The sequence below is a fragment of the Winogradskyella sp. R77965 genome, assembly GCF_044594915.1.
Taxonomy (GTDB): Bacteria; Bacteroidota; Bacteroidia; order Flavobacteriales; family Flavobacteriaceae; genus Winogradskyella.
In genome coordinates, this window is record NZ_CP138990.1 from 2325874 (window position 1) to 2344527 (window position 18654).

Annotated in this window: 18 protein-coding genes; 2 read left to right on the top strand and 16 right to left on the bottom strand. The window is 32.9% G+C overall.

Annotated elements, in window-relative coordinates; all coding sequences use genetic code 11:
• Positions 1 to 2: 2 nt before the first annotated feature.
• Positions 3 to 404 carry a hypothetical protein gene (locus tag SJY34_RS10355; RefSeq protein WP_400075372.1) on the top strand — a complete coding sequence of 134 codons (402 nt, stop codon included), beginning with the start codon at positions 3 to 5 and terminating at the stop codon, positions 402 to 404.
• A gap of 3 nt (positions 405 to 407) precedes the next feature.
• On the opposite strand, the gene pheS is transcribed toward SJY34_RS10355, so the two are convergent.
• The gene (gene pheS, locus SJY34_RS10360) at positions 408 to 1427 is read right to left on the bottom strand and encodes a phenylalanine--tRNA ligase subunit alpha (protein WP_400075374.1); all 1020 of its coding nucleotides are present in this window, start codon (positions 1425 to 1427) and stop codon (positions 408 to 410) included.
• Between the two features lie 81 nt (positions 1428 to 1508).
• Positions 1509 to 1865 (bottom strand): hypothetical protein, encoded by a 357-nt coding sequence (locus tag SJY34_RS10365; protein ID WP_400075376.1) that lies wholly within the window; start codon positions 1863 to 1865, stop codon positions 1509 to 1511.
• 70 nt (positions 1866 to 1935) lie between these two features.
• Here SJY34_RS10365 and SJY34_RS10370 point away from each other — a divergent pair, with 70 nt between their 5' ends.
• Positions 1936 to 2448: a CvpA family protein gene (locus tag SJY34_RS10370; protein ID WP_400075378.1), complete on the top strand. Its 513-nt coding sequence runs from the start codon at positions 1936 to 1938 to the stop codon at positions 2446 to 2448.
• A gap of 46 nt (positions 2449 to 2494) precedes the next feature.
• On the opposite strand, the gene SJY34_RS10375 is transcribed toward SJY34_RS10370, so the two are convergent.
• From SJY34_RS10375 to SJY34_RS10440, 14 genes are all read right to left on the bottom strand, one after another.
• Complete coding sequence (locus SJY34_RS10375; RefSeq protein ID WP_400075380.1) at positions 2495 to 3124, bottom strand: carbonic anhydrase family protein; 630 nt, start codon at positions 3122 to 3124, stop codon at positions 2495 to 2497.
• A 54-nt stretch (positions 3125 to 3178) separates the two neighbouring features.
• Positions 3179 to 4768: a SulP family inorganic anion transporter gene (locus SJY34_RS10380; RefSeq protein ID WP_400075382.1), complete on the bottom strand. Its 1590-nt coding sequence runs from the start codon at positions 4766 to 4768 to the stop codon at positions 3179 to 3181.
• Positions 4769 to 4851: 83 nt separating this feature from the next.
• Positions 4852 to 5148: a hypothetical protein gene (locus SJY34_RS10385; protein ID WP_400075384.1), complete on the bottom strand. Its 297-nt coding sequence runs from the start codon at positions 5146 to 5148 to the stop codon at positions 4852 to 4854.
• Between the two features lie 146 nt (positions 5149 to 5294).
• Positions 5295 to 5834 carry a universal stress protein gene (locus SJY34_RS10390; protein ID WP_400075386.1) on the bottom strand — a complete coding sequence of 180 codons (540 nt, stop codon included), beginning with the start codon at positions 5832 to 5834 and terminating at the stop codon, positions 5295 to 5297.
• Positions 5835 to 5846: 12 nt separating this feature from the next.
• Entirely contained in the window at positions 5847 to 8240 is a 2394-nt protein-coding gene (locus SJY34_RS10395) for a DUF2309 domain-containing protein (protein WP_400075387.1), read from the bottom strand.
• Between the two features lie 2 nt (positions 8241 to 8242).
• On the bottom strand, positions 8243 to 9691 hold the full coding sequence (locus tag SJY34_RS10400; RefSeq protein WP_400075389.1) for a proton-conducting transporter membrane subunit: 1449 nt from the start codon (positions 9689 to 9691) through the stop codon (positions 8243 to 8245).
• A gap of 201 nt (positions 9692 to 9892) precedes the next feature.
• Positions 9893 to 10645, bottom strand: a complete 753-nt coding sequence (locus SJY34_RS10405; RefSeq protein ID WP_400075390.1) for a tetratricopeptide repeat protein — start codon at positions 10643 to 10645, stop codon at positions 9893 to 9895.
• Between the two features lies 1 nt (position 10646).
• Positions 10647 to 12416, bottom strand: a complete 1770-nt coding sequence (locus SJY34_RS10410) for a BatD family protein (protein ID WP_400075392.1) — start codon at positions 12414 to 12416, stop codon at positions 10647 to 10649.
• 22 nt (positions 12417 to 12438) lie between these two features.
• Positions 12439 to 12939 carry a hypothetical protein gene (locus tag SJY34_RS10415; RefSeq protein ID WP_400075393.1) on the bottom strand — a complete coding sequence of 167 codons (501 nt, stop codon included), beginning with the start codon at positions 12937 to 12939 and terminating at the stop codon, positions 12439 to 12441.
• Between the two features lie 29 nt (positions 12940 to 12968).
• Positions 12969 to 13802, bottom strand: a complete 834-nt coding sequence (locus SJY34_RS10420; protein WP_400075395.1) for an aerotolerance regulator BatC — start codon at positions 13800 to 13802, stop codon at positions 12969 to 12971.
• Between the two features lie 151 nt (positions 13803 to 13953).
• Positions 13954 to 14994 (bottom strand): VWA domain-containing protein, encoded by a 1041-nt coding sequence (locus SJY34_RS10425; protein WP_400075397.1) that lies wholly within the window; start codon positions 14992 to 14994, stop codon positions 13954 to 13956.
• A complete protein-coding gene (locus tag SJY34_RS10430; protein WP_400075399.1) occupies positions 14987 to 15991 on the bottom strand; it encodes a VWA domain-containing protein in 1005 nt (334 codons plus the stop codon). The genes SJY34_RS10425 and SJY34_RS10430 overlap by 8 nt, the downstream gene beginning before the upstream one ends.
• The gene (locus SJY34_RS10435; protein ID WP_400075401.1) at positions 15991 to 17694 is read right to left on the bottom strand and encodes a hypothetical protein; all 1704 of its coding nucleotides are present in this window, start codon (positions 17692 to 17694) and stop codon (positions 15991 to 15993) included. Before SJY34_RS10435 ends, SJY34_RS10430 begins: the two co-directional genes overlap by 1 nt.
• A gap of 21 nt (positions 17695 to 17715) precedes the next feature.
• Positions 17716 to 18582, bottom strand: a complete 867-nt coding sequence (locus SJY34_RS10440; RefSeq protein WP_400075403.1) for a DUF58 domain-containing protein — start codon at positions 18580 to 18582, stop codon at positions 17716 to 17718.
• Positions 18583 to 18654 lie beyond the last annotated feature (72 nt).

The window sequence follows — 18654 nt, forward strand, 5'->3', positions numbered from 1 at the left end:
TTATGGAAATCAAATTCATTTTTATCAATCTATTATTCTTTTATATTAGTTTCAGCCAAACCAACGAAAAAATCACAACGATAGAAACTGTTGAAGTTCTAAATAATAACAGAGAAGAGGCTATATATTACTTTCAGAATAATTGGAAGTCTTTAAGAGAAAAAGCAGTTGAAAGAGGTTATATACATTCCTATGCGATAATGGAATCTACTTATAGCGACAAGACCCCTTTTCATATTACACTATTGACTACCTACACTAATGAGGAACAACATAAAAATAGAGAAGCACATTTTGCTGAACTCATCAAAGAAAGTGATGGCTTAAAACTTTTAAACGAAAAAAAACCAACAGAATTTAGGAAATCAGTGTTTAGTATTGATGCTGCTAAACATTTAAAATAACTTTTATAAAGCCGACTTAAACTGTTCTAAGAAACGAACATCATTCTCGCTCAACAAACGGATATCACTAATTTGATTGAGTAACATCGCAATACGATCGATTCCCATACCAAAAGCAAAACCAGAATATTCTTTAGAATCTATACCACAGTTTTCTAAAACATTTGGGTCTACCATTCCACAACCCATAATTTCTAACCAACCTGTTCCTTTAGTGATTTTATAATCGGTTTCTGTTTCAAGTCCCCAATATACATCGACCTCAGCACTTGGCTCAGTAAAAGGAAAGTAAGAAGGACGCAATCTAATCTTAGATTTTCCGAACATTTCAGTTGTAAAATATTGTAAAGTTTGTTTCAAATCTGCAAAACTCACATCTCTATCAATATACAATCCTTCCACCTGGTGAAAGAAACAGTGTGAACGCGCCGAAATCGCTTCGTTACGATAGACACGGCCTGGCGAAATAGTACGAATTGGCGGTTTATTATTTTCCATATAACGTACTTGTACCGAACTTGTATGTGTACGCAATAATATATCTGGATTGGTTTGAATAAAGAACGTATCCTGCATATCTCGTGCTGGATGGTATTCTGGCAAATTCAATGCCGTAAAGTTATGCCAATCATCTTCAATTTCTGGTCCTTCACTGACATTAAACCCAATACGAGAAAAAATATCTATAATTTGATTCTTAACAATAGAAATAGGATGGCGTGCACCTAAAGCGATAGGTTCGCCTGGACGTGATAAATCTCCATAAACTCCTTTGTCTTCTTCCTGATTTTCAAAAGCTTCTTTTAAAGTATTTACTTTATCTTCAGCGGTTTTCTTAAGCTGATTAATAGTTTGACCGAATTCTTTCTTCTGATCGTTTGCTACATTTTTAAACTCAGCAAAGTACTGTTTTAGTAATCCTTTTGATCCTAAATACTTAATTCTAAAAGCTTCAACCTCTTCTTTTGATTGTGCTTTAAAAGCTTCTGCTTCTATTATGAGTTCTTTTAGCTTATCTATCATTTTATGCTGAATTTATTTAGCTACGCTGAATCTTCGATTTCAGTATCTCTTCGTTTATTCAGTCTGCAAATTTAAAAAATCTTAATTGATATAGTCTGTTTCTATAAAATAGTTCACAATAGCTTCTTTCATTAAAACACTCTGTTCTCCTGCTTTAAGATGTGGCAATTGTGCCAATACTTTGTAATGTGGCCAACCATCATCATCAACATAATCAAATTTATAAAACCCATAAGGTTCTAATACCTTACAAATAGCAATGTGCATTAAATCGAGTTTATGATCCTTTTTATACTCTCGATGTATTTGTCCAAGTTCCTGAACACCAATAAGATATATTATAGAATCTAAGTCTAATTTATCACCATCAGCGAACTGATTAGAGAGCTTTTCTACTACTAAATCCCAACGCTCTTTTAATTGTTCATCTCTTGCCATAATTTATCTAACACTATCTACGTTATAGAATTGGCAAAGTTAATGTACTTTTGTCTAAACCGCTAGTATTATGAGTATCATTGATATTATTTTAGGAGCCTTATTATTATTTGGGCTTATTCGTGGAGCTATGAAAGGCCTTTTTGTTGAAGTCGCTTCTTTAGTTGCCTTAGTCTTGGGTGTTTATGGAGCAATTCACTTTAGTGGTTTCGCCGCTGAATTTTTAGAGTCTAAAGTGGAATGGAATGAAAAAACCATAAATATTGTAGCATTTGCAATAACTTTTGTGATTATCGTTTTAGCTATCAGTTTGGCTGGAAAAGCTTTGACCAAGCTTGCTGATTTTGCCGCACTAGGAGTCATAAATAAACTTGCAGGTGGTATTTTTGGAGCGCTAAAAATTGGATTAATTCTTAGTGTCCTTTTGATTGTATTCAACAAATTGAACAATTCGCTTCCATTTATGGAAAAGGAGGATCTAGAAGAAAGTATTTTGTACAAGCCTGTAAAATCAATTGCTCCAATGATTTTTCCTAATCTTATCAAAAGTGAAGCTGAAGAAAACTCTGATGAAGAGGCATAAAAAAAGCCACTCTTATGGGAATGGCTTTTCAATTTATAATTTGATATTATAGCATTTCTACTTTTCCTGTGTGTAAGCTATAAACTCCACCAACAATAGCAATTTCACCATACTCTTCCATTTCTTTCAATATTGGACTTTTCTCTCGAATACGATCCATAGTAAGTTTTACATTATTTTCGACTGTTTTTGCTACAAAGTTTTTATTAGACGAAGTTGTTTCTCCTTCAACCTCTTCTGCAGATTGTCTAACGGCTGGCATAATATTACTCAATAAATGTGTTATGTTTCCTAACTCTACACCATCACAGGCTGCCTTTACGGCACCACAAGCTTCATGGCCCATTACTAAAACCAATTTACTACCTGCAACTTTACAAGAATACTCTAAACTTCCTAAAATATCTGCGTTTTCAAAATTACCAGCTACTCTGGCTACAAAAATATCACCAATTGCTTGATCCAAAACAGTTTCTACTGGTACTCTAGAATCTATACAAGATAACACTACCGCCTTTGGGAACTGCCCACTTGTTGTTTGTTGTACTAAAGCAGAATTATCTGCCCCTTCTAAATTTCCACTTACAAAACGATTATTCCCTTCTAGTAAATCTTGTAACACACTATTAGGTGTCATTGCGCTTTGAACGTCTTTTGTTATTGCTGTATTTTTCATGAATCTATAATTTGCGTGAAATTTTATTTTTACTAAAGTTAATGAATACTTTTGTTAATCGCTCTCTTTGCTAAGTTTAAAAAACTTGATAAAACTTTCTGGGTTTTCAACAACACCTCTTTCAGAAAAAATCTTTATATCAATATTTCGTTCCCTTGCTTTAAAAGCAAAATCTTCCAAGATTTCAATAATATCATTGTCTAAAAATCTCGTTTTTCTGACATCAAGCTCTAAAAATGAATTCTCTGGTAATTGGTCTAATTCCTTTAAAATTGATGCTTTATTAAAAAATGTTACTTCTTCAGCTAAAGTCATTTTTATTTTTCCATCATCTACATCTTCACCTTCTATATGTAGAAAATGTGAATTTTTAAAACTCTTAAAAAGTACTATAAAAATACCTACGGCAAGTCCAAGTCCAATTCCCCAAAGTAAGTCTATAAATACAATCCCTAGAATAGTAATAATAAAAGGAACAAACTGCATCCAGCCAGAATTATACATAGCTTTAAATGTTGAAGGCTTTGCAAGCTTATAGCCTACGATAAATAATATTGCAGCTAATACAGAAAGAGGAATAAGATTTAATACTGTTGGTATTGTTATTATAGATATCAATAGTAAAAATCCATGAATTACTGCAGAAGCTTTACTCTTACCACCAGACTGAATATTCGCTGAGCTTCTAACTATAACCTGAGTTACAGGTAGCCCTCCAATCAGTCCTGAAACAATATTTCCTGTGCCTTGAGCAAAAAGCTCTCTATTTGTAGGAGTAACATTTTTATCTGGATCTAATTTATCAGTAGCCTCAACACAAAGTAATGTCTCTAGGGACGCGACCAACCCTATTGTAAATGCAGTTATTAATATTTTTGGATTAGTAATTGCAGAAAAATTAGGAAATGTAAGTAAGTCCTTTAAACCAGATAAACTTTCTGGAACTGGCACAGATACTAAATGGTCTTTGCTTAATTCTAAACCTGTGTCTTTAGTTAGGAAAAAATATACAATACCAATAACAACCGCAACTAACGGACCTTGTATAAGGTTAAAAATTTTACCTTTTTTACTTAATACATTTCCCCATAGTAAAAGTATTACCATAGAAATTAAAGCAATTATAGTTGCTCCTTTATCGAAGTTACCACTAATTATTGCATTTATAGTTTTTAGTAATTCTGTTAATGTATTTTCACCATCAATTTGTAAAAACGCAAAATTACCTTCAGGATTTTTATCTAATCCAAAAAAATATGGAATCTCTTTTAATATAATAACTATACCTATACCTGTAAGCATTCCTTTAATGACCGAAGAAGGGAAATAATACCCTATTATACCTGCTTTAAATACGCCTAGAACTATTTGAAATACACCGCCTAAAACTACAGCAACAAGAAAATTTTCATATCCGAGATTTCCGATTGCTGTGGCTACGATAACTGCTAAACCTGCAGCTGGACCACTTACACCAATTTTTGAACCAGACGCACCGCCTACTATAATACCACCAACAATTCCTGCTATTAAACCAGTAATAGGCTCTGCCCCTGAGGCAACAGAAATACCTAAACATAAAGGTAGTGCAACAAAGAATACGACAATACTCGCTGGTATGTCATTTTTTAAAGTTTTAAACATATATAAATTCATTTGAGCTATAGAACAATTCCAATAGCTAATTTTTAATAATTTTTTAGACAGAATTATCCGAAACGGAAAAATCAAATGAACTCGGGCGGTGGGAATATTATATTAAGATGTGGTTTAGGGTAGGTTTTAAACTTATATTCAATAAGTCTAACATCAGCATTATTAACTAAAAATTCTTGTAAAGGCTCTAAATTATTATCAAAAAGAAGTTTTAGGTTTTCATTTTCTTCTTCCTCTTCACCAATGCCAAAAAAACAAGACACATCTACAGAGTCATCAAAAGATATAATAATTGTAGGAGCTGATACTATAATCAAAAATAATATAGATAAAAAAACAGCTGTCCTATATTTAGTGCTTTTTAGCATAAGCAGTAAATATAAGATTAAGAATTTAACATACTGTTAAATAAGCTTTAAAAAATTTTAACAGATTTAATGTTTCAGAAAAAACCTCCATTACATAATTTCTATGTAATTGGAGGTTAAATAACTCATTATTTTAAAAAATTAACCTAAACCATTATATTTTTTTTCTCTTTCACATTATAGTTTTCAATATTATTTTTTAACCCTAAATTATCTAAAGAAACATTTCCTTTAGAGTCTAATACATTCTCATCTGTGACAACAAAAACAACACCATCAAAATTTTTATGTACTAATTGGGTAATATTATCTCCAAAGAAGTTAAATCGTTTTTGTTTTCTTTCTCCTAAAATAATCATATCTGGCTGAGATGTTTTGATAAAATTTTCAATCTCATTCTTAACATTCCCAAATGCAAATGTGGTCTTAATTTTAATTTTGTTCTCTTTTGAAATTTGAGCAGCTAAATGCTTCACTTCTTTATCTATTTTATTGTGCGCATCTCTAATAGCGCTTATTGCGAGGTAAGGATTTTCTATTTGAGAAACTTCTGTTGCGGCTTTAGCATGAAATAACTCAACGTTCGCATCAATCTCATTAGATAACTTAGCTGCATAACTCAAAGCTTGGTCTGACTTCTCTGTCAAATCTGAAAGTACTACTATTTTATATTTATTATTTTTCATAATATATTTTTTTTAAATTCTACTATTAGTCAACTTCAGTTCAAGAGGTTGATTTTTTTCAATTTTATTTTTTGAAATACCTGATTTATCTATGCTCCAATTATAATTCTTCTTGTATGTCTTAAATCGGTTAGAATCATTTGTATCAATCACTTTCAAATACATCCACTCGTTATCCAATAACATTTCAAGATGTTTATTCCTTCTAAGAATTAATTCAACTCGACCTAATGGTGCGTGAATTATTGTTGTTAATCTTAAAGGTTGGTGATACATTTCAGTATCCGATGCTTTTAGCGATTGCAGCGGAAGCCCCATTTTTAAATCTCCCCCGTTTCCTTGTACGACACCAAATTGTCCAGTAATATTATGTGTGATTTTTGAGCCACCTCCAAACTTGTCATTGTCTACTGCACTAAAATAATAGTGATTATTAATCCATTGGGTTACTACCATTGGTCCACCCATGATACCTGCAAGTGCATCACCTTCAGTATCAGATGTCCAATTGTATGAGTGCATAAAACATCTACCATCTAATTGCATTGACGCGGTTAAATCTCTAGAACCAACTATAAAGGCTGCATTTTTCGCCAAGCCCCATTCTGGTCGAGTTTCTCCCCAATTGAGAGATTTCTTTTGAGCCAGTTCTACACTTCCAGAAGTAACGTTTAAGCGTTCTGAAGTTGCTGTTTCTTGTGCTTTTTCAAGATTCTTTTTTAATATCTGAATACGCTCAGCATGAGATTCTGGTAAATGTGAATCAAACAAAACAATTTCGTCTGTAGTCGTATTATGCTCAGCTCCAATAAAAATTGTATCTGCTGGAATATTAATATTATGATCTATTTTTAAACTACGTCTTACCCATTTATCATTAGCCAAACTTGCTAAAAGTCTGGCATTATGTCGTCCAGGACTTGCAGCACAAGCACCACAATCTAAACTAGATCCGAATGGATTATTTGCTGTATGACTTCCATGCCCAGCGAATACCACCAATGGTGCAAATTGATCCCATCCCATCAAGTCAAAACCAGATTTTACGATTGCAACTTTTTCTTCAATGGCTATATCTTGGTTTTCCTTATTACCTTCATTGTATGCAATTTGTGGCTGACAGAATGATTCATAATCACGATTATTTCTGTTTTTAATTTTGAAATATGATTTTGGTGCAAAGGATTGTCCTAGTATGGATAAACCATAAAAAGCACCAGCACCTTCAACAAAACCGAAGGAGGATGGTAACATATTCTTAAGTCGTTTTAAGATATGTATTTTAGCTTTAGTTTGCTTTTTTTCATTTTTAAAGTTGGTATCTTGTTCAACCAATCTCTCATTTGGAGTTTCGGTAATCTTATATGGAGAACCTACAATCGGAGGGCAAGATTTAATACTAATATCTTCTTGGTAGTGCTGATAATCTGCCGCTATTCCGAAAAAACCTGCATAACCATAAGTTTCATAATTTCCTGATGCCTCAACATGGCGTCGAATCATCTCAGAACGTGTATCTATACAAAATACGAGCTGTGCATCTACAGATTTATTTTTGTTTTCAGACAAATCGAAACTGGTATTACTTGTTTTTAAATCTGAAACTAATTTATTTTGAAACGTTGCTTCCCATGCTTTAAGCCATAGATGCTTTAGCTTAATAATAGATTCATTTTCAGAATTTTCAGTTGACAATTCTAATGGCATACTAAGATGATTCGCAATGGTTAATCGTACTGCCAGATAATCTTTAATAGTAATAGGGAACTGTTGTTGCCATACCGAATTAGTGTCCATGCGATGTTTTATATAACCTGTCCAGCCAGATAATGCCGCAATATGAGCACTAAAAACTTCGGTATAATCGCTAATATTATGTGCATTTAAAACTTGCTCTAACGCTTCAATACTTGTTTTAGGTAAGTGCTTTATACTTGGCTTGTTAATATCTGAATCATATATGGCTAATGCTCTCCAAGCTTGGTAAAATCCTTTTTCTTTATATGGCATTTGCCATTCTGCCATACCTTCATCCATAAATGCTGCTAACCATTTAGACATAACAACATCCAATTTAGACGTTGGTTTCTCTGTTGGCATGTTTTCATCACTTTCCATCTCCATTAAGTACACTTCTGGCGATTTAAAAAGTTCTGCTTTTTTCAACATTTCTTTTAAAATTACCTGATCAATATCTTCATTTTCTAAGGCCTGTTTATACACCGAAGCACTTGGATAGGTTTTCGATTTTAAGAAACGTCCTGCTTCATGCACAGCATCTTCAAATGGTAATTTCTCGTAACCAGACATAGGATTAGAAGTTACAAAAGAATACAAAGGCCACGTAGTACCTATACGCTGTGATGCGACTTCAATACTTGATAGAATTTGTTCTTGCTTAGACATGACTAGTTGGTTTTAAAAGAAACAATAGATTTACTTATGGGTTGTGAAATATTCATGAGTTTAACGTAAAGCCAAGGGATTTTTCTAAAGACACCAGATAGCATAATATAGAAACCGATTAAGAATACGATACCAAAAATTATATGCACTGGTGTTAATGCTACAGCGATATTTGCCATTGGCATATCGTGCATTAAAATTGTGACCCCATTAAATACTAAAGCATAAACTCCAATACCTACGATAATTAATAATGGCGTTACAAATAACTTTTGAGTAACATTAATATTTGTTTGATTAAGAATATTATAAACGATTTGACCAACAGTTAAAGCTACTATGAAAGTAAGAAAGAGTCCGCTATCTAACTTTAATCCTTTTCCAGTTAAATAGGCGAATAATATACCTCCCAAAATTGCTGAAACACCAATGATTACAGTTTGCAATGGTTTAATGACAATTTTTTCTGGTGGTTTTGGCAGTGTACGCTTAATTTCTTCGCCTGCTGATAAAAATAAAAACGCTTTATAAAAACCGTGAAGAATTAGGTGTGCAATTGCCGCAGAGAAAAAACCAAGTCCACATTGCATTACCATAAAACTCATTTGTGCTATAGTAGAGCATGCCAATTTTTGTTTTACATTAACCTGCATGAGTTTACTAAACTGCGCTAAAATCGCTGTTAAACCACCAATAATAAATATGAGTAATAATACGTTCGCCGAAAATAACAATGGTGCAAAAATGGTTAATAAAATACCTGCCCCATTGACGAAGCCTGCATGCATTAATGCTGAAGCTGGTGTTGGTGACGTCATTGCAGACAACAACCATCTATGAAATGGAAATATCGCAGACTGAATAATCGCTGCTGTAATAATACAAAGCCCGGAAACAGTACTCATCCATTGTGGTACAGTTTCAAGATTCGCTAATATCTCAGTTTTTGTGATTGCACCTGTACTATATGACAGTAATGTAATAGCTATACCAAAGAAGAGTGCTCCACCTAAATAATTAAGTCTTGCGAATCTAGAGGCATTTTGCGCTTCCTTCCATTCAGAATCAATACCGATTAATTTAGCCATAATCAAGCCCATTAATAACCAAAACAATACCATTAGTGCAATATGGTTTGAAATTACAAATAGCATTACCGATAATGAAAAAGCCAAACAATACAATAAAAATTGTGGTTTCCTTTTAAAGCCCTTCATGTAATTAGTAGCATACATTTGCACAATAGCGCTGAAGAAGGCTACGACGGTCCAAATAACAATACTAAAACCATTAATTTGAAACAGTTCTCCAAAAGTCCAACTTGGGAATTCTGAAAAATTAAAAACGAGTAAAGCCAGATTGCCAAGAAACATAATCCAAGTCAATGGAATTAAAATTTGAGACAAAAGGGAATTCTTGTTTAGGTTGTCTAAATGACTTTTTGATGACATTGCTATAGATATTTTGTTTTAAAAAACACTGTGATTTCTAAATATTAAGTGCAAATGTCAAAAAAATATTTAATTAATTTTTATTTATATATTAAATATATAACATAAATTTAATTTATATATAATTATGCCATATATGGAATAGTCTAAAAAAAAAGAGCATCAAATTGATACTCCTTTTTTTTACAAAAATATCTATACTTATTTCAACAATTTAATGTCTTTAGAAGGAATCCAACCCGTTGAATTATCGGAAAGTTCAATTTTATTCCAATCTTCATAAGTGTCTAAAACTTGTACTTTAGTGCCTTCGTGCAGTCTAAATACTTCTTCACTTTTTTGATTGGCCTCTGCTTTCACTTTGCTTTCTTGTGAAAATACTATTGCTGGATTATCTTTTTTATTCAAGCTCTCTTTTTGAAAAGCCATGGCCATAGAAAAACAAGCTATCAATAAACTTAAAACACTTATAATAAATGCAATTCGTTTTTGCGATGTGGCATAAGAGAAATGATACATTAAAAATAATAGTACAAATATAATAACACCACCTATTGCGATTTTCGCCCAAGTATCTACTTTAAAGGTATTTACCACATTATTAATGATTCTTGAAAACCCAACCTCAGGTACTTTATCAATTGCATCAATAGTCATCTGTTGTGCAAATGACAAATTGTTCTCAATATCCTTATCATTAGGGTTTAACTGAAGTGCTTTTTCAAAATAATAAATGCTAGGTGCAACATTATTAAGCTTGTAATTGGCATTACCAAGATTATAATACAATTCGGCAGAATGTACTTCTGACTTTAATATAGATTCATATTTATCAATGGCCTCTGCATATTTACCTTCATTATATAAAGCATTGGCCTGCTCAAAAGTTTTATCATTTTGAGGAAACCCAAAAACGCTAAAACAACAAAAAATAATGGCGATTATTATTCTCATATTATCTTAGCTGTTTATCGATTAATGAAATTGTTTTAGCCGCCTTTTCATAATCATTCTGCATTGTTACCTGAGTAATTGGTGTATAACGTGCTAATTCGCAATTTTCTAATATTGAAATAAAATCTGAAATAACTTCTGGTTTTACTTGTCTTTCATTAAGTATGGCATCTATTTTTTCTTTGTTAAAATCGCTGGTTTCTATATTCAGTTTTGCTTTTAAATAATTATGTAGCGCTTTTTCTAACGCCAAGTAAAACGATTCTTTTTTACCTAATGCTTTTTTTGCTTCACCTAGATACTTTTTAGCTAAGCGATCTGCCTTTCTTAATCGGTTACCTTGCACATCTGCATCGCGCTCGTCCTTTTTCCTTCTTATTACAATAGCCAAAGGAATTGCTAAGAATGGTAATAGCAATAATGTCCAAAAGTTGGTCGTTTTAAAAAACGATTGGCTTGTCATATCAGACCAATTAGCAGATGTCTTAATAAATGCAAAAGTATTTGAATTTGGTCTTACAGCTTGTTTAGTCGTTGAGGCTATATCGCTATCATTAGCGACAGCAGTTGGACCGTCTAACACATCTATAACTATTTCATTAGAAGTGATACGCTTATAACTTTCGGTTTCTAAATCGAAATACGAAAATGAAATTGAAGGCACAGGATATTTTCCTTTGTATTGTGGAACAATAGTATAAGTATCTGAAATACTACCTTGCATTCCTTTTAAATTAGTACTAACCCTTTCCTTATGCTCAGGCTCATAAACCTCTAAAGAACTTGGCACTGTTAGTTTAGGGAGTTCAAATAGTTTTAAATTTCCTTTTCCTGATACTTCTATTTTTGCTTGAAGCGATTCAGTTGCATCTAAAGCTGTTTTGGTTGTGGTGACCTTAAAATCAAAATTACCAACAGCTCCTTTAAAATCCGAAGGCTTACCTTCCTCTGGCAATGGTTTTACGTTGATAGTTCTGCTGCCAGCAGTTACTATTTTAGGAACTTTAGTCATTATTGCTCTTCCAAAAATATCATATCTATTTGTTGGTACTTCAACTGAGAGATCTAGCACCAATGGTTCTAATTTTAGCTTTCCAGTTTTTTGAGGATATAATACAGTTTTACGAAGTATAACATAACGATAATCTTCACCCTTATATTCTGCTTGGTAAGTGGGAAAACTTTTAACTTCTATATTTTGACTCCAAAAATCATTATATCTTGGACTATCTTTTTCAGTCCAACCTCCAACTCCAGTTTCTCGCGAAACGTATAACTTATAAACTACAGTAATAGCTTCATTTAGGTATGGATTTGCTTTAGAAACCTCGGCTACCAAATGTATATTCTCCGAAGCAACATCTGAAGCCGTTGGAGGTGCGTTAGGCTTATCCACAGCTGCTGTAACATTTACAGTGATTGGAAACGTCTTATAGGTCTCACCCTCAATCTCTATTGTAGCTTGTTTTATGGTGAATTTTCCGCGTTTTTTGGGTGCTAAAAAATAACTGTATGTTTTAGAATAGACGCGTTTACCATTACCTGAATAATTACTTACCGATGTATTTGGTCCCATCACCACATCGAAATCTTTAAAACTTGGTGGTACAAAATTATCACCATCCTTGTTCATCTCAAAATCTATACGCAAACGTTCGTTTACACCTAACTTTTTCTTGCTGACTTTAGCTTCAAATTTTACTTGTGCCGAAGCCATACTCGTTGCGAGTATTAAAAATAGTATTGATATGCGATTTATTAAAAATTTCATTGCTTGTAACAACTAGCTGTAATCAGATAACACGTATTGTAATATTATCTGTTTTAAGTGTTTTATTCACTTTTTGCATTTTAAGACGACCAAACTGATCTGTTGTTTTAGAAGGTAATTCTGCGGTAACGTTTAATTCTAATGCCCCAAAATTAAACTCACCTTTTAGTTTTGGTCTTAAAATTGATTTCTTTAAGATGACATATCGATATCTTTCATTCTTAAAAAATTCATACTCAATTTTCTTATTTAATGACTCTATATCTTTAATTTCAAAATTTTCATTTTCTGAATTTTCATGCACTTCATAATTAGCAATACCTATATCTTGAGATACATATAATTTATAGGTAACGGTCAAAGAATCACTAAGTTTCATTTTTGAATCTGATACCTCAGCAACAATATGTACGCCTTTATCGAATATGGAGTCTAAGTCAGTGGATTCTGTTTTTTCTTGTGCAAAAATAATACTCCCAACAAGCAGAGAAAATAGTATTGATATTTGTTTAATTACTTTCATATTATTTGTCCTAAAATATTCTTGAAACATTACCAGTCTTTCTCTGTTTTTACTTTTGCTCCTTTTTGTTTTTTGGCATTTATTTTTTCTTGTACTTTTTGCTCTTGGTTTTGCATAGCCTCTAAAATATTCTTCATCTGCTGTGGTGACATTTGACCAGGTTTTGGTTTTTGCTTTTGATCTTTTTTATCTTTTTTGCCATCACCTTTACCATCATCTTTTTTATCGTCTTTTGGCTTTCCTTTTTCATCTTCCTCTTTATCTCCTTCTTTCTTATCCTTATCTCCTTCGTCTTTTTTATCTTTTTCGTCCTTGTTTTCGTCTTCTTTCTTTTGCTGGTCTTCTTTATCCTTTTCTTGGTCTTTATCTTTATCCTCTTTATTATCTTCTCCACCACCATCTTTTTGCTGCTCCGCACATTCTTTAGCTAATGCATAATTATAACGTGTTTCTTCATCGTTTGGATTATTTCTTAGTGCATCTTTAAAGGCTTCAACAGCTTCTTTACATTTTTCGTTTTGCATTAGAATATTACCAATATTATGAAACACTCTATGTTTTTCATCTTTAGTAGTAGCGTTTTTCGCGGCTTCCATATTCCTAAATAAAGCTTCATCAAAACTTCCTTCTCTAAAGTATGAGTGTGCTAAATTATACGCTCCAACTGCTTTTTTGGGAGCTTCTGAAATGGCTTTTCTATATTCCATTTCAGCTTCGATATAATTCTCTTCTTCAACCAACTCATTAGCTTTATAAACCAAATTAGTTGCTTTTTTTTCTGCTTTTAGTTGCTCTTTATTGAGGTCTTGAGTGAATCCGAGACTTCCAATTAAAACTGTTATGAGCGTTATGTATAGTTTCATTACTATTTATATTATGTCTTAAACTCTAAATTAATAAAGCCTGTTGTTACTTAGCGTTAAAATAATTCTAAAAGTTTTAACTCGTATATTTCTATCAATTCATATAGGATTCGTTGAACATATTTAATATATGTGCTTCCCATTAGTCTTATTAGATATATGTTTCGTTAAATAAATTCAACTTCTTTAACCATGCTGTTTTTCTTTCTAAAAAGAAGATATCAATAAACAACAATAGAATACCAAAACCGAGAAACCACTGAAATTGATCTTTAAAATCTGCTATTTGCTTGGATTCAAATTCCTTTTTATCCATTTTATCCAGCACCTCTTTGATAGCATCAACTACTTCAATAGTATTATTTCCATTGATATAGATTCCATTTGTTTCTTCGGCAATTTCTTTTAAGGTTACCTCATCTAATCGTGTTATGACGGTTTCACCTTGTCTGTCCTTTTTATAATTAAGTATAACGCCATTTCGTTTTATTGGTATTGGTCCGCCTTTGGCATCACCTACACCGATGGTTAAAATTCTGATGCCTTGTTCATTTGCTTCTTCAGCAATATCAACCGCTTCACCATCATGATCTTCTCCATCCGAAATAATTATTAGGACTCTGTTGGTTTGCTCTTCGTCATCATAATAGGTTTTTGCCAACTCAATCGCTTCACTAATTGCTGTACCTTGGGAGGACAGCATATCCGTATTCATGTTTTGCAAAAACATTTTTGCCGAAGCATAATCTGTTGTAATTGGCAATTGTGGAAAAGCTTTGCCTGCATAAGCGATAATCCCAACACGATCACTCGCTAAACTATTAATAATTTGAGTGACTAACTGTTTTGATTTATCTAAACGGCTAGGTGCAATATCTTCTGCTAACATACTTTTTGAGACATCTACCGCAAAAACAATATCGACTCCTTGACTACGGACGGTTTCTAGCTTTGTTCCTATTTTAGGATTAACCAATGCTAATGATAAACATGCAAAGGCAGCACAAAGCACTAATACTTTTAGTACACTTTTAAATAGAGATTGATTTGGGCTTAGTCGTTTTAGCAATCTACTTTCAGCAAATTTTTTCTGCGCAGAGCGTCTCCAAATTTGCAGAAATAAAAACAATAGAATGATTACTGGAATAACCAGCAACGTCCAAAACCATATTTTTTCATCGAGTCTAAACAAAGCTTCTAAAAATTGTGTTTCTTAATATGAGTTCTAGTAACAAAAGCAAACCAGCTAAGAGTACGATTGGTCTATATTTTTCCTCGTAGTTATAATATTTCTTTTCTTCAATTTCTGTTTTTTCGAGCTTATTAATTTCTTTATAAATTTCGGCTAACTTCTTATTATTTGTTGCTCTAAAATATTTCCCACCTGTATCCTCTGCAATTTCTTTCAACAATGCTTCATCTATTTCTACTTGCTGTCTACTATATCTAAATGAGCCATTGGCATTAAATCCTATTGGTGATAGTGCCATTCCATTTGTACCTAAACCAATAGTATAAACCTTAATACCATTATCTACAGCAAGAATACTTGCAGTTTTAGGATCTACGGATCCAGAATTATTAACACCATCTGTAAGCAGAATCACAACTTTACTCTTTGCTTTACTGTCTTTTAATCGATTGACTGAAGTACCCAAACCCATGCCAATTGCAGTACCTTGTTGAATTAAGGTGTTGTATCTAATATCTCTAAGTGATCTTAAAACTATTGATTTATCACTTGTTATTGGTGTTTTGGTGTACGCCTCACCAGCATATTCAACCAGTCCAATTCTATCATTTGGTCGTCCTTTTATAAAATCTCCTGCAACTTCTTTTAAGGCATCTAATCGGTTTGGACGCAAATCTTTGGCTAACATACTTGCGGATACATCAATAGCCATGACGATATCTATTCCACGAGTAGTTTTAGTTTTGGTAGAAACATCTACACTTCTAGGTCTTGCTAACGCCGTAATTAATAATCCTAAAGCTATGAGTCGCAAAGCAAAAAGCAAATGCCTAAACTTTGACCAGAATGAAGATGACGCTTTAAACCCTTTGATACTAGATATTTTTAATTCAGCTGTTTGTTGGTTATGCTTAAGGACATACCAGATCAGTGCTACTGGCAAAAGCAGTAACAACCAAAACAATTCTTTATTTAAAAATTCTATATTTTCAAACATTAGTTTTCGTCTTCTTCTGGTTCATCTGATTTGAGTTCTACTGAATCTATTATTCGCTTTACAATATCCTCGGCATAAGCGTCATCACTCCTACTAATAATTATAATTTGCTGAATAATATTTTCGGTAGTAAAGCTTAGAATAACATAGTTACCATCTTCGAAACTATCTGCTTTTAGGTCAGGAAATTCAGCTGTTCCAAAAGTTTTTAAGCCCTCGGCACCATTTGGCGTGACAAACTTTTCGTTTTTGGTAATTATGTTTCGAGCTCCTTTTTCTTCCCACGATTTTAAACTTCCTTCTACCACGGCATTAATATTTAACGCTTTCTGCTCATCTGCATCTTCTTTTTGATTTGGTGGCAAGTTTAAAACTGTTGTTCCTGTTACAATGTAGAAACGCTCAACTAGACTACCATAAGCAAAGAATGTCATTTTAGCCTTATCCTTTAATTCTTCTGGTATTTCTTTTTCTTCTCTTTTAAGAACTTTTGGTGTCTCTATCCAAATAGGTGGAAAACCGTATGCACTTTCTACCCAATCACCTTCTAAAAGTTCCTTACTTTCATGACCAACAATAGTATCCTTTACATAACCAAAACCATATTTAATTCCGAAGCCTACAAAAGTTGCAATAAGTAAGAATACCGAAATTGCTATGGTAAGTAATATTTTTTTGCGTTTCTTTTTACGCTCTTGTTCTTCTTTGTATTGTTGGTCTAATAATTTTTCTTCTTCTGTTGGTTCTGGTAAACTTTCTTTTACCTGATCTATTTCTTTGTCAATTGTAGCCTTATCCATTTCGGCCAAAGCAGTATCTGGTGCAGACTTAGCAAACTTTACTAAATCAGCACGTTTTAAAATAGATTCAATATTATTTATAGTATCCTTTGAAAGCGGAACTTGATTACCGTCTTTAAGCAACTGTAGTCGAGAAATTAACTCATCTGTGGTACTCTCTAAAGCACGATCATATACTTTTTCGTCTAAATATTTTCTAATAACAAAGGTTAATTCAGAATAATATTCTTTTACTTCTGATCGTATTAAATACTGACTTTCGTCTAGTTTTTTTAAAGCTAATTTTGCGCGATCATAAGCTGGTAAGAGCGCAATTTCTTCTTCCTCTGTCAATGGCTTTTTTCGCCATATAAACCAATACAGTAAAAAACCTACTAATGCCAATGCCAGTAAAACACCTAACAACCATTTCCACCAATTGCCTCCACTTTTTTTAACTTCAATAATTGGTTTAATATCATATAGCTTCTGCTTCGTAGTATCTACTTCTATGGTATTAACATCAACCCTTAGAGAATCCGTGAAAAATGGTTTGTCACCAATAATGATTTTTTGTCTTGGAATGGTATAAGAACCCGAATCGAATTGTGTGAGCTTATAAATTCTAGATAGTAAGAACTTAGCATCCCTTTTTGTCGTATCGATTTTTAAAGCCTCAACATTTTCTAAAGGCATAAATGTTTGCCCTTCAGGAAATACAACCAAGGACGTTGAATCTGCTTCAACTTTAATTTTATAGTTGATTTGTTCTCCGATTCTGATTTTTGTGGTATCAACTTCTGTTTTTACCTGTGAGAAAGCTTGGAAAGAAAAGAGAAAAAAGAATATAATGCTCGAAGCTTGAAGCCTGAAGCTTGAAGTCTTGTTACCGATATTCTTTACTATTTTAATTCTATTTTTCATACTTAATCTCTTCGTGCTTTTCTATCCTCTTCGTTTAAAATAACCTAATAGCTTTTTCACATAGCTCTCATCTACACGGCAATCTATTGTACCTGCTCCAGATTTAGTAAAAGTGTCTTTAAAGTAATTCACTTTTTCAGCATAAAACTTCCCATAATTCTGTCTTACTTTTTTAGATGCAGTGTTTACTAACATCAATTCACCCGTTTCTTCATCTTCCATTTGCACCATTCCCACATTCGGGATTACTTCTTCGTGCTTATCGTAAATTCTAATCCCAGTGATATCGTGTCTACCAGCTGCAATTTTTAAATTTTGCTTATAATCGTCTGCAATAAAATCTGAAAGCACAAAAACGATGGCTTTCTTTTTCATAACGTTAGATAAAAACTTTATAGCTTCAGCTATATCGGTGTTTTTACTTTTTGGTTGAAATTCTAATAGTTCTCTAATAATCCTAAGGACATGAGAACGTCCTTTTTTTGGTGGAATGTAAAGTTCAATGTCGTCAGAAAACAAAATCAAGCCAATTTTATCATTATTCTGAGTTGCCGAAAATGCAAGTGTCGCTGCAATTTCTGTGACAATCTCGTCTTTGAATTGATTTTTAGTTCCGAAGAGTTTACTGCCAGAAACATCAGCCATTAACATCATGGTTAGCTCACGTTCTTCCTCAAAAACTTTTATGTAAGGTTCATTATAACGTGCAGTAACATTCCAATCAATGTTTCTTACATCATCACCATATTGATATTGACGCACTTCAGAAAAAGTCATACCACGACCCTTGAAGGTTGAGTGGTATTCGCCTCCAAATATATGATCAGACAAACGACGTGTCTTAATCTCTATTTTTCGTACTTTTTTTAGAAGTTCTTTAGTATCCATTTTTTCAGTTTGCAGTGAGCAGTCTTCAGTTTGCAGTTCTTAAAATCAGAGTTCGAGTAAGCTACTGCCAAC

Coding starts and splice junctions, on each gene's coding strand:
- SJY34_RS10355 (WP_400075372.1), top strand. CDS start 3: ATGGAAATCAAATTCATTTTTATCAATCTATTATTCTTTTATATTAGT.
- pheS (WP_400075374.1), bottom strand. CDS start 1,427: ATGATAGATAAGCTAAAAGAACTCATAATAGAAGCAGAAGCTTTTAAA.
- SJY34_RS10365 (WP_400075376.1), bottom strand. CDS start 1,865: ATGGCAAGAGATGAACAATTAAAAGAGCGTTGGGATTTAGTAGTAGAA.
- SJY34_RS10370 (WP_400075378.1), top strand. CDS start 1,936: ATGAGTATCATTGATATTATTTTAGGAGCCTTATTATTATTTGGGCTT.
- SJY34_RS10375 (WP_400075380.1), bottom strand. CDS start 3,124: ATGAAAAATACAGCAATAACAAAAGACGTTCAAAGCGCAATGACACCT.
- SJY34_RS10380 (WP_400075382.1), bottom strand. CDS start 4,768: ATGTTTAAAACTTTAAAAAATGACATACCAGCGAGTATTGTCGTATTC.
- SJY34_RS10385 (WP_400075384.1), bottom strand. CDS start 5,148: ATGCTAAAAAGCACTAAATATAGGACAGCTGTTTTTTTATCTATATTA.
- SJY34_RS10390 (WP_400075386.1), bottom strand. CDS start 5,834: ATGAAAAATAATAAATATAAAATAGTAGTACTTTCAGATTTGACAGAG.
- SJY34_RS10395 (WP_400075387.1), bottom strand. CDS start 8,240: ATGTCTAAGCAAGAACAAATTCTATCAAGTATTGAAGTCGCATCACAG.
- SJY34_RS10400 (WP_400075389.1), bottom strand. CDS start 9,691: ATGTCATCAAAAAGTCATTTAGACAACCTAAACAAGAATTCCCTTTTG.
- SJY34_RS10405 (WP_400075390.1), bottom strand. CDS start 10,645: ATGAGAATAATAATCGCCATTATTTTTTGTTGTTTTAGCGTTTTTGGG.
- SJY34_RS10410 (WP_400075392.1), bottom strand. CDS start 12,416: ATGAAATTTTTAATAAATCGCATATCAATACTATTTTTAATACTCGCA.
- SJY34_RS10415 (WP_400075393.1), bottom strand. CDS start 12,939: ATGAAAGTAATTAAACAAATATCAATACTATTTTCTCTGCTTGTTGGG.
- SJY34_RS10420 (WP_400075395.1), bottom strand. CDS start 13,802: ATGAAACTATACATAACGCTCATAACAGTTTTAATTGGAAGTCTCGGA.
- SJY34_RS10430 (WP_400075399.1), bottom strand. CDS start 15,991: ATGTTTGAAAATATAGAATTTTTAAATAAAGAATTGTTTTGGTTGTTA.
- SJY34_RS10435 (WP_400075401.1), bottom strand. CDS start 17,694: ATGAAAAATAGAATTAAAATAGTAAAGAATATCGGTAACAAGACTTCA.
- SJY34_RS10440 (WP_400075403.1), bottom strand. CDS start 18,582: ATGGATACTAAAGAACTTCTAAAAAAAGTACGAAAAATAGAGATTAAG.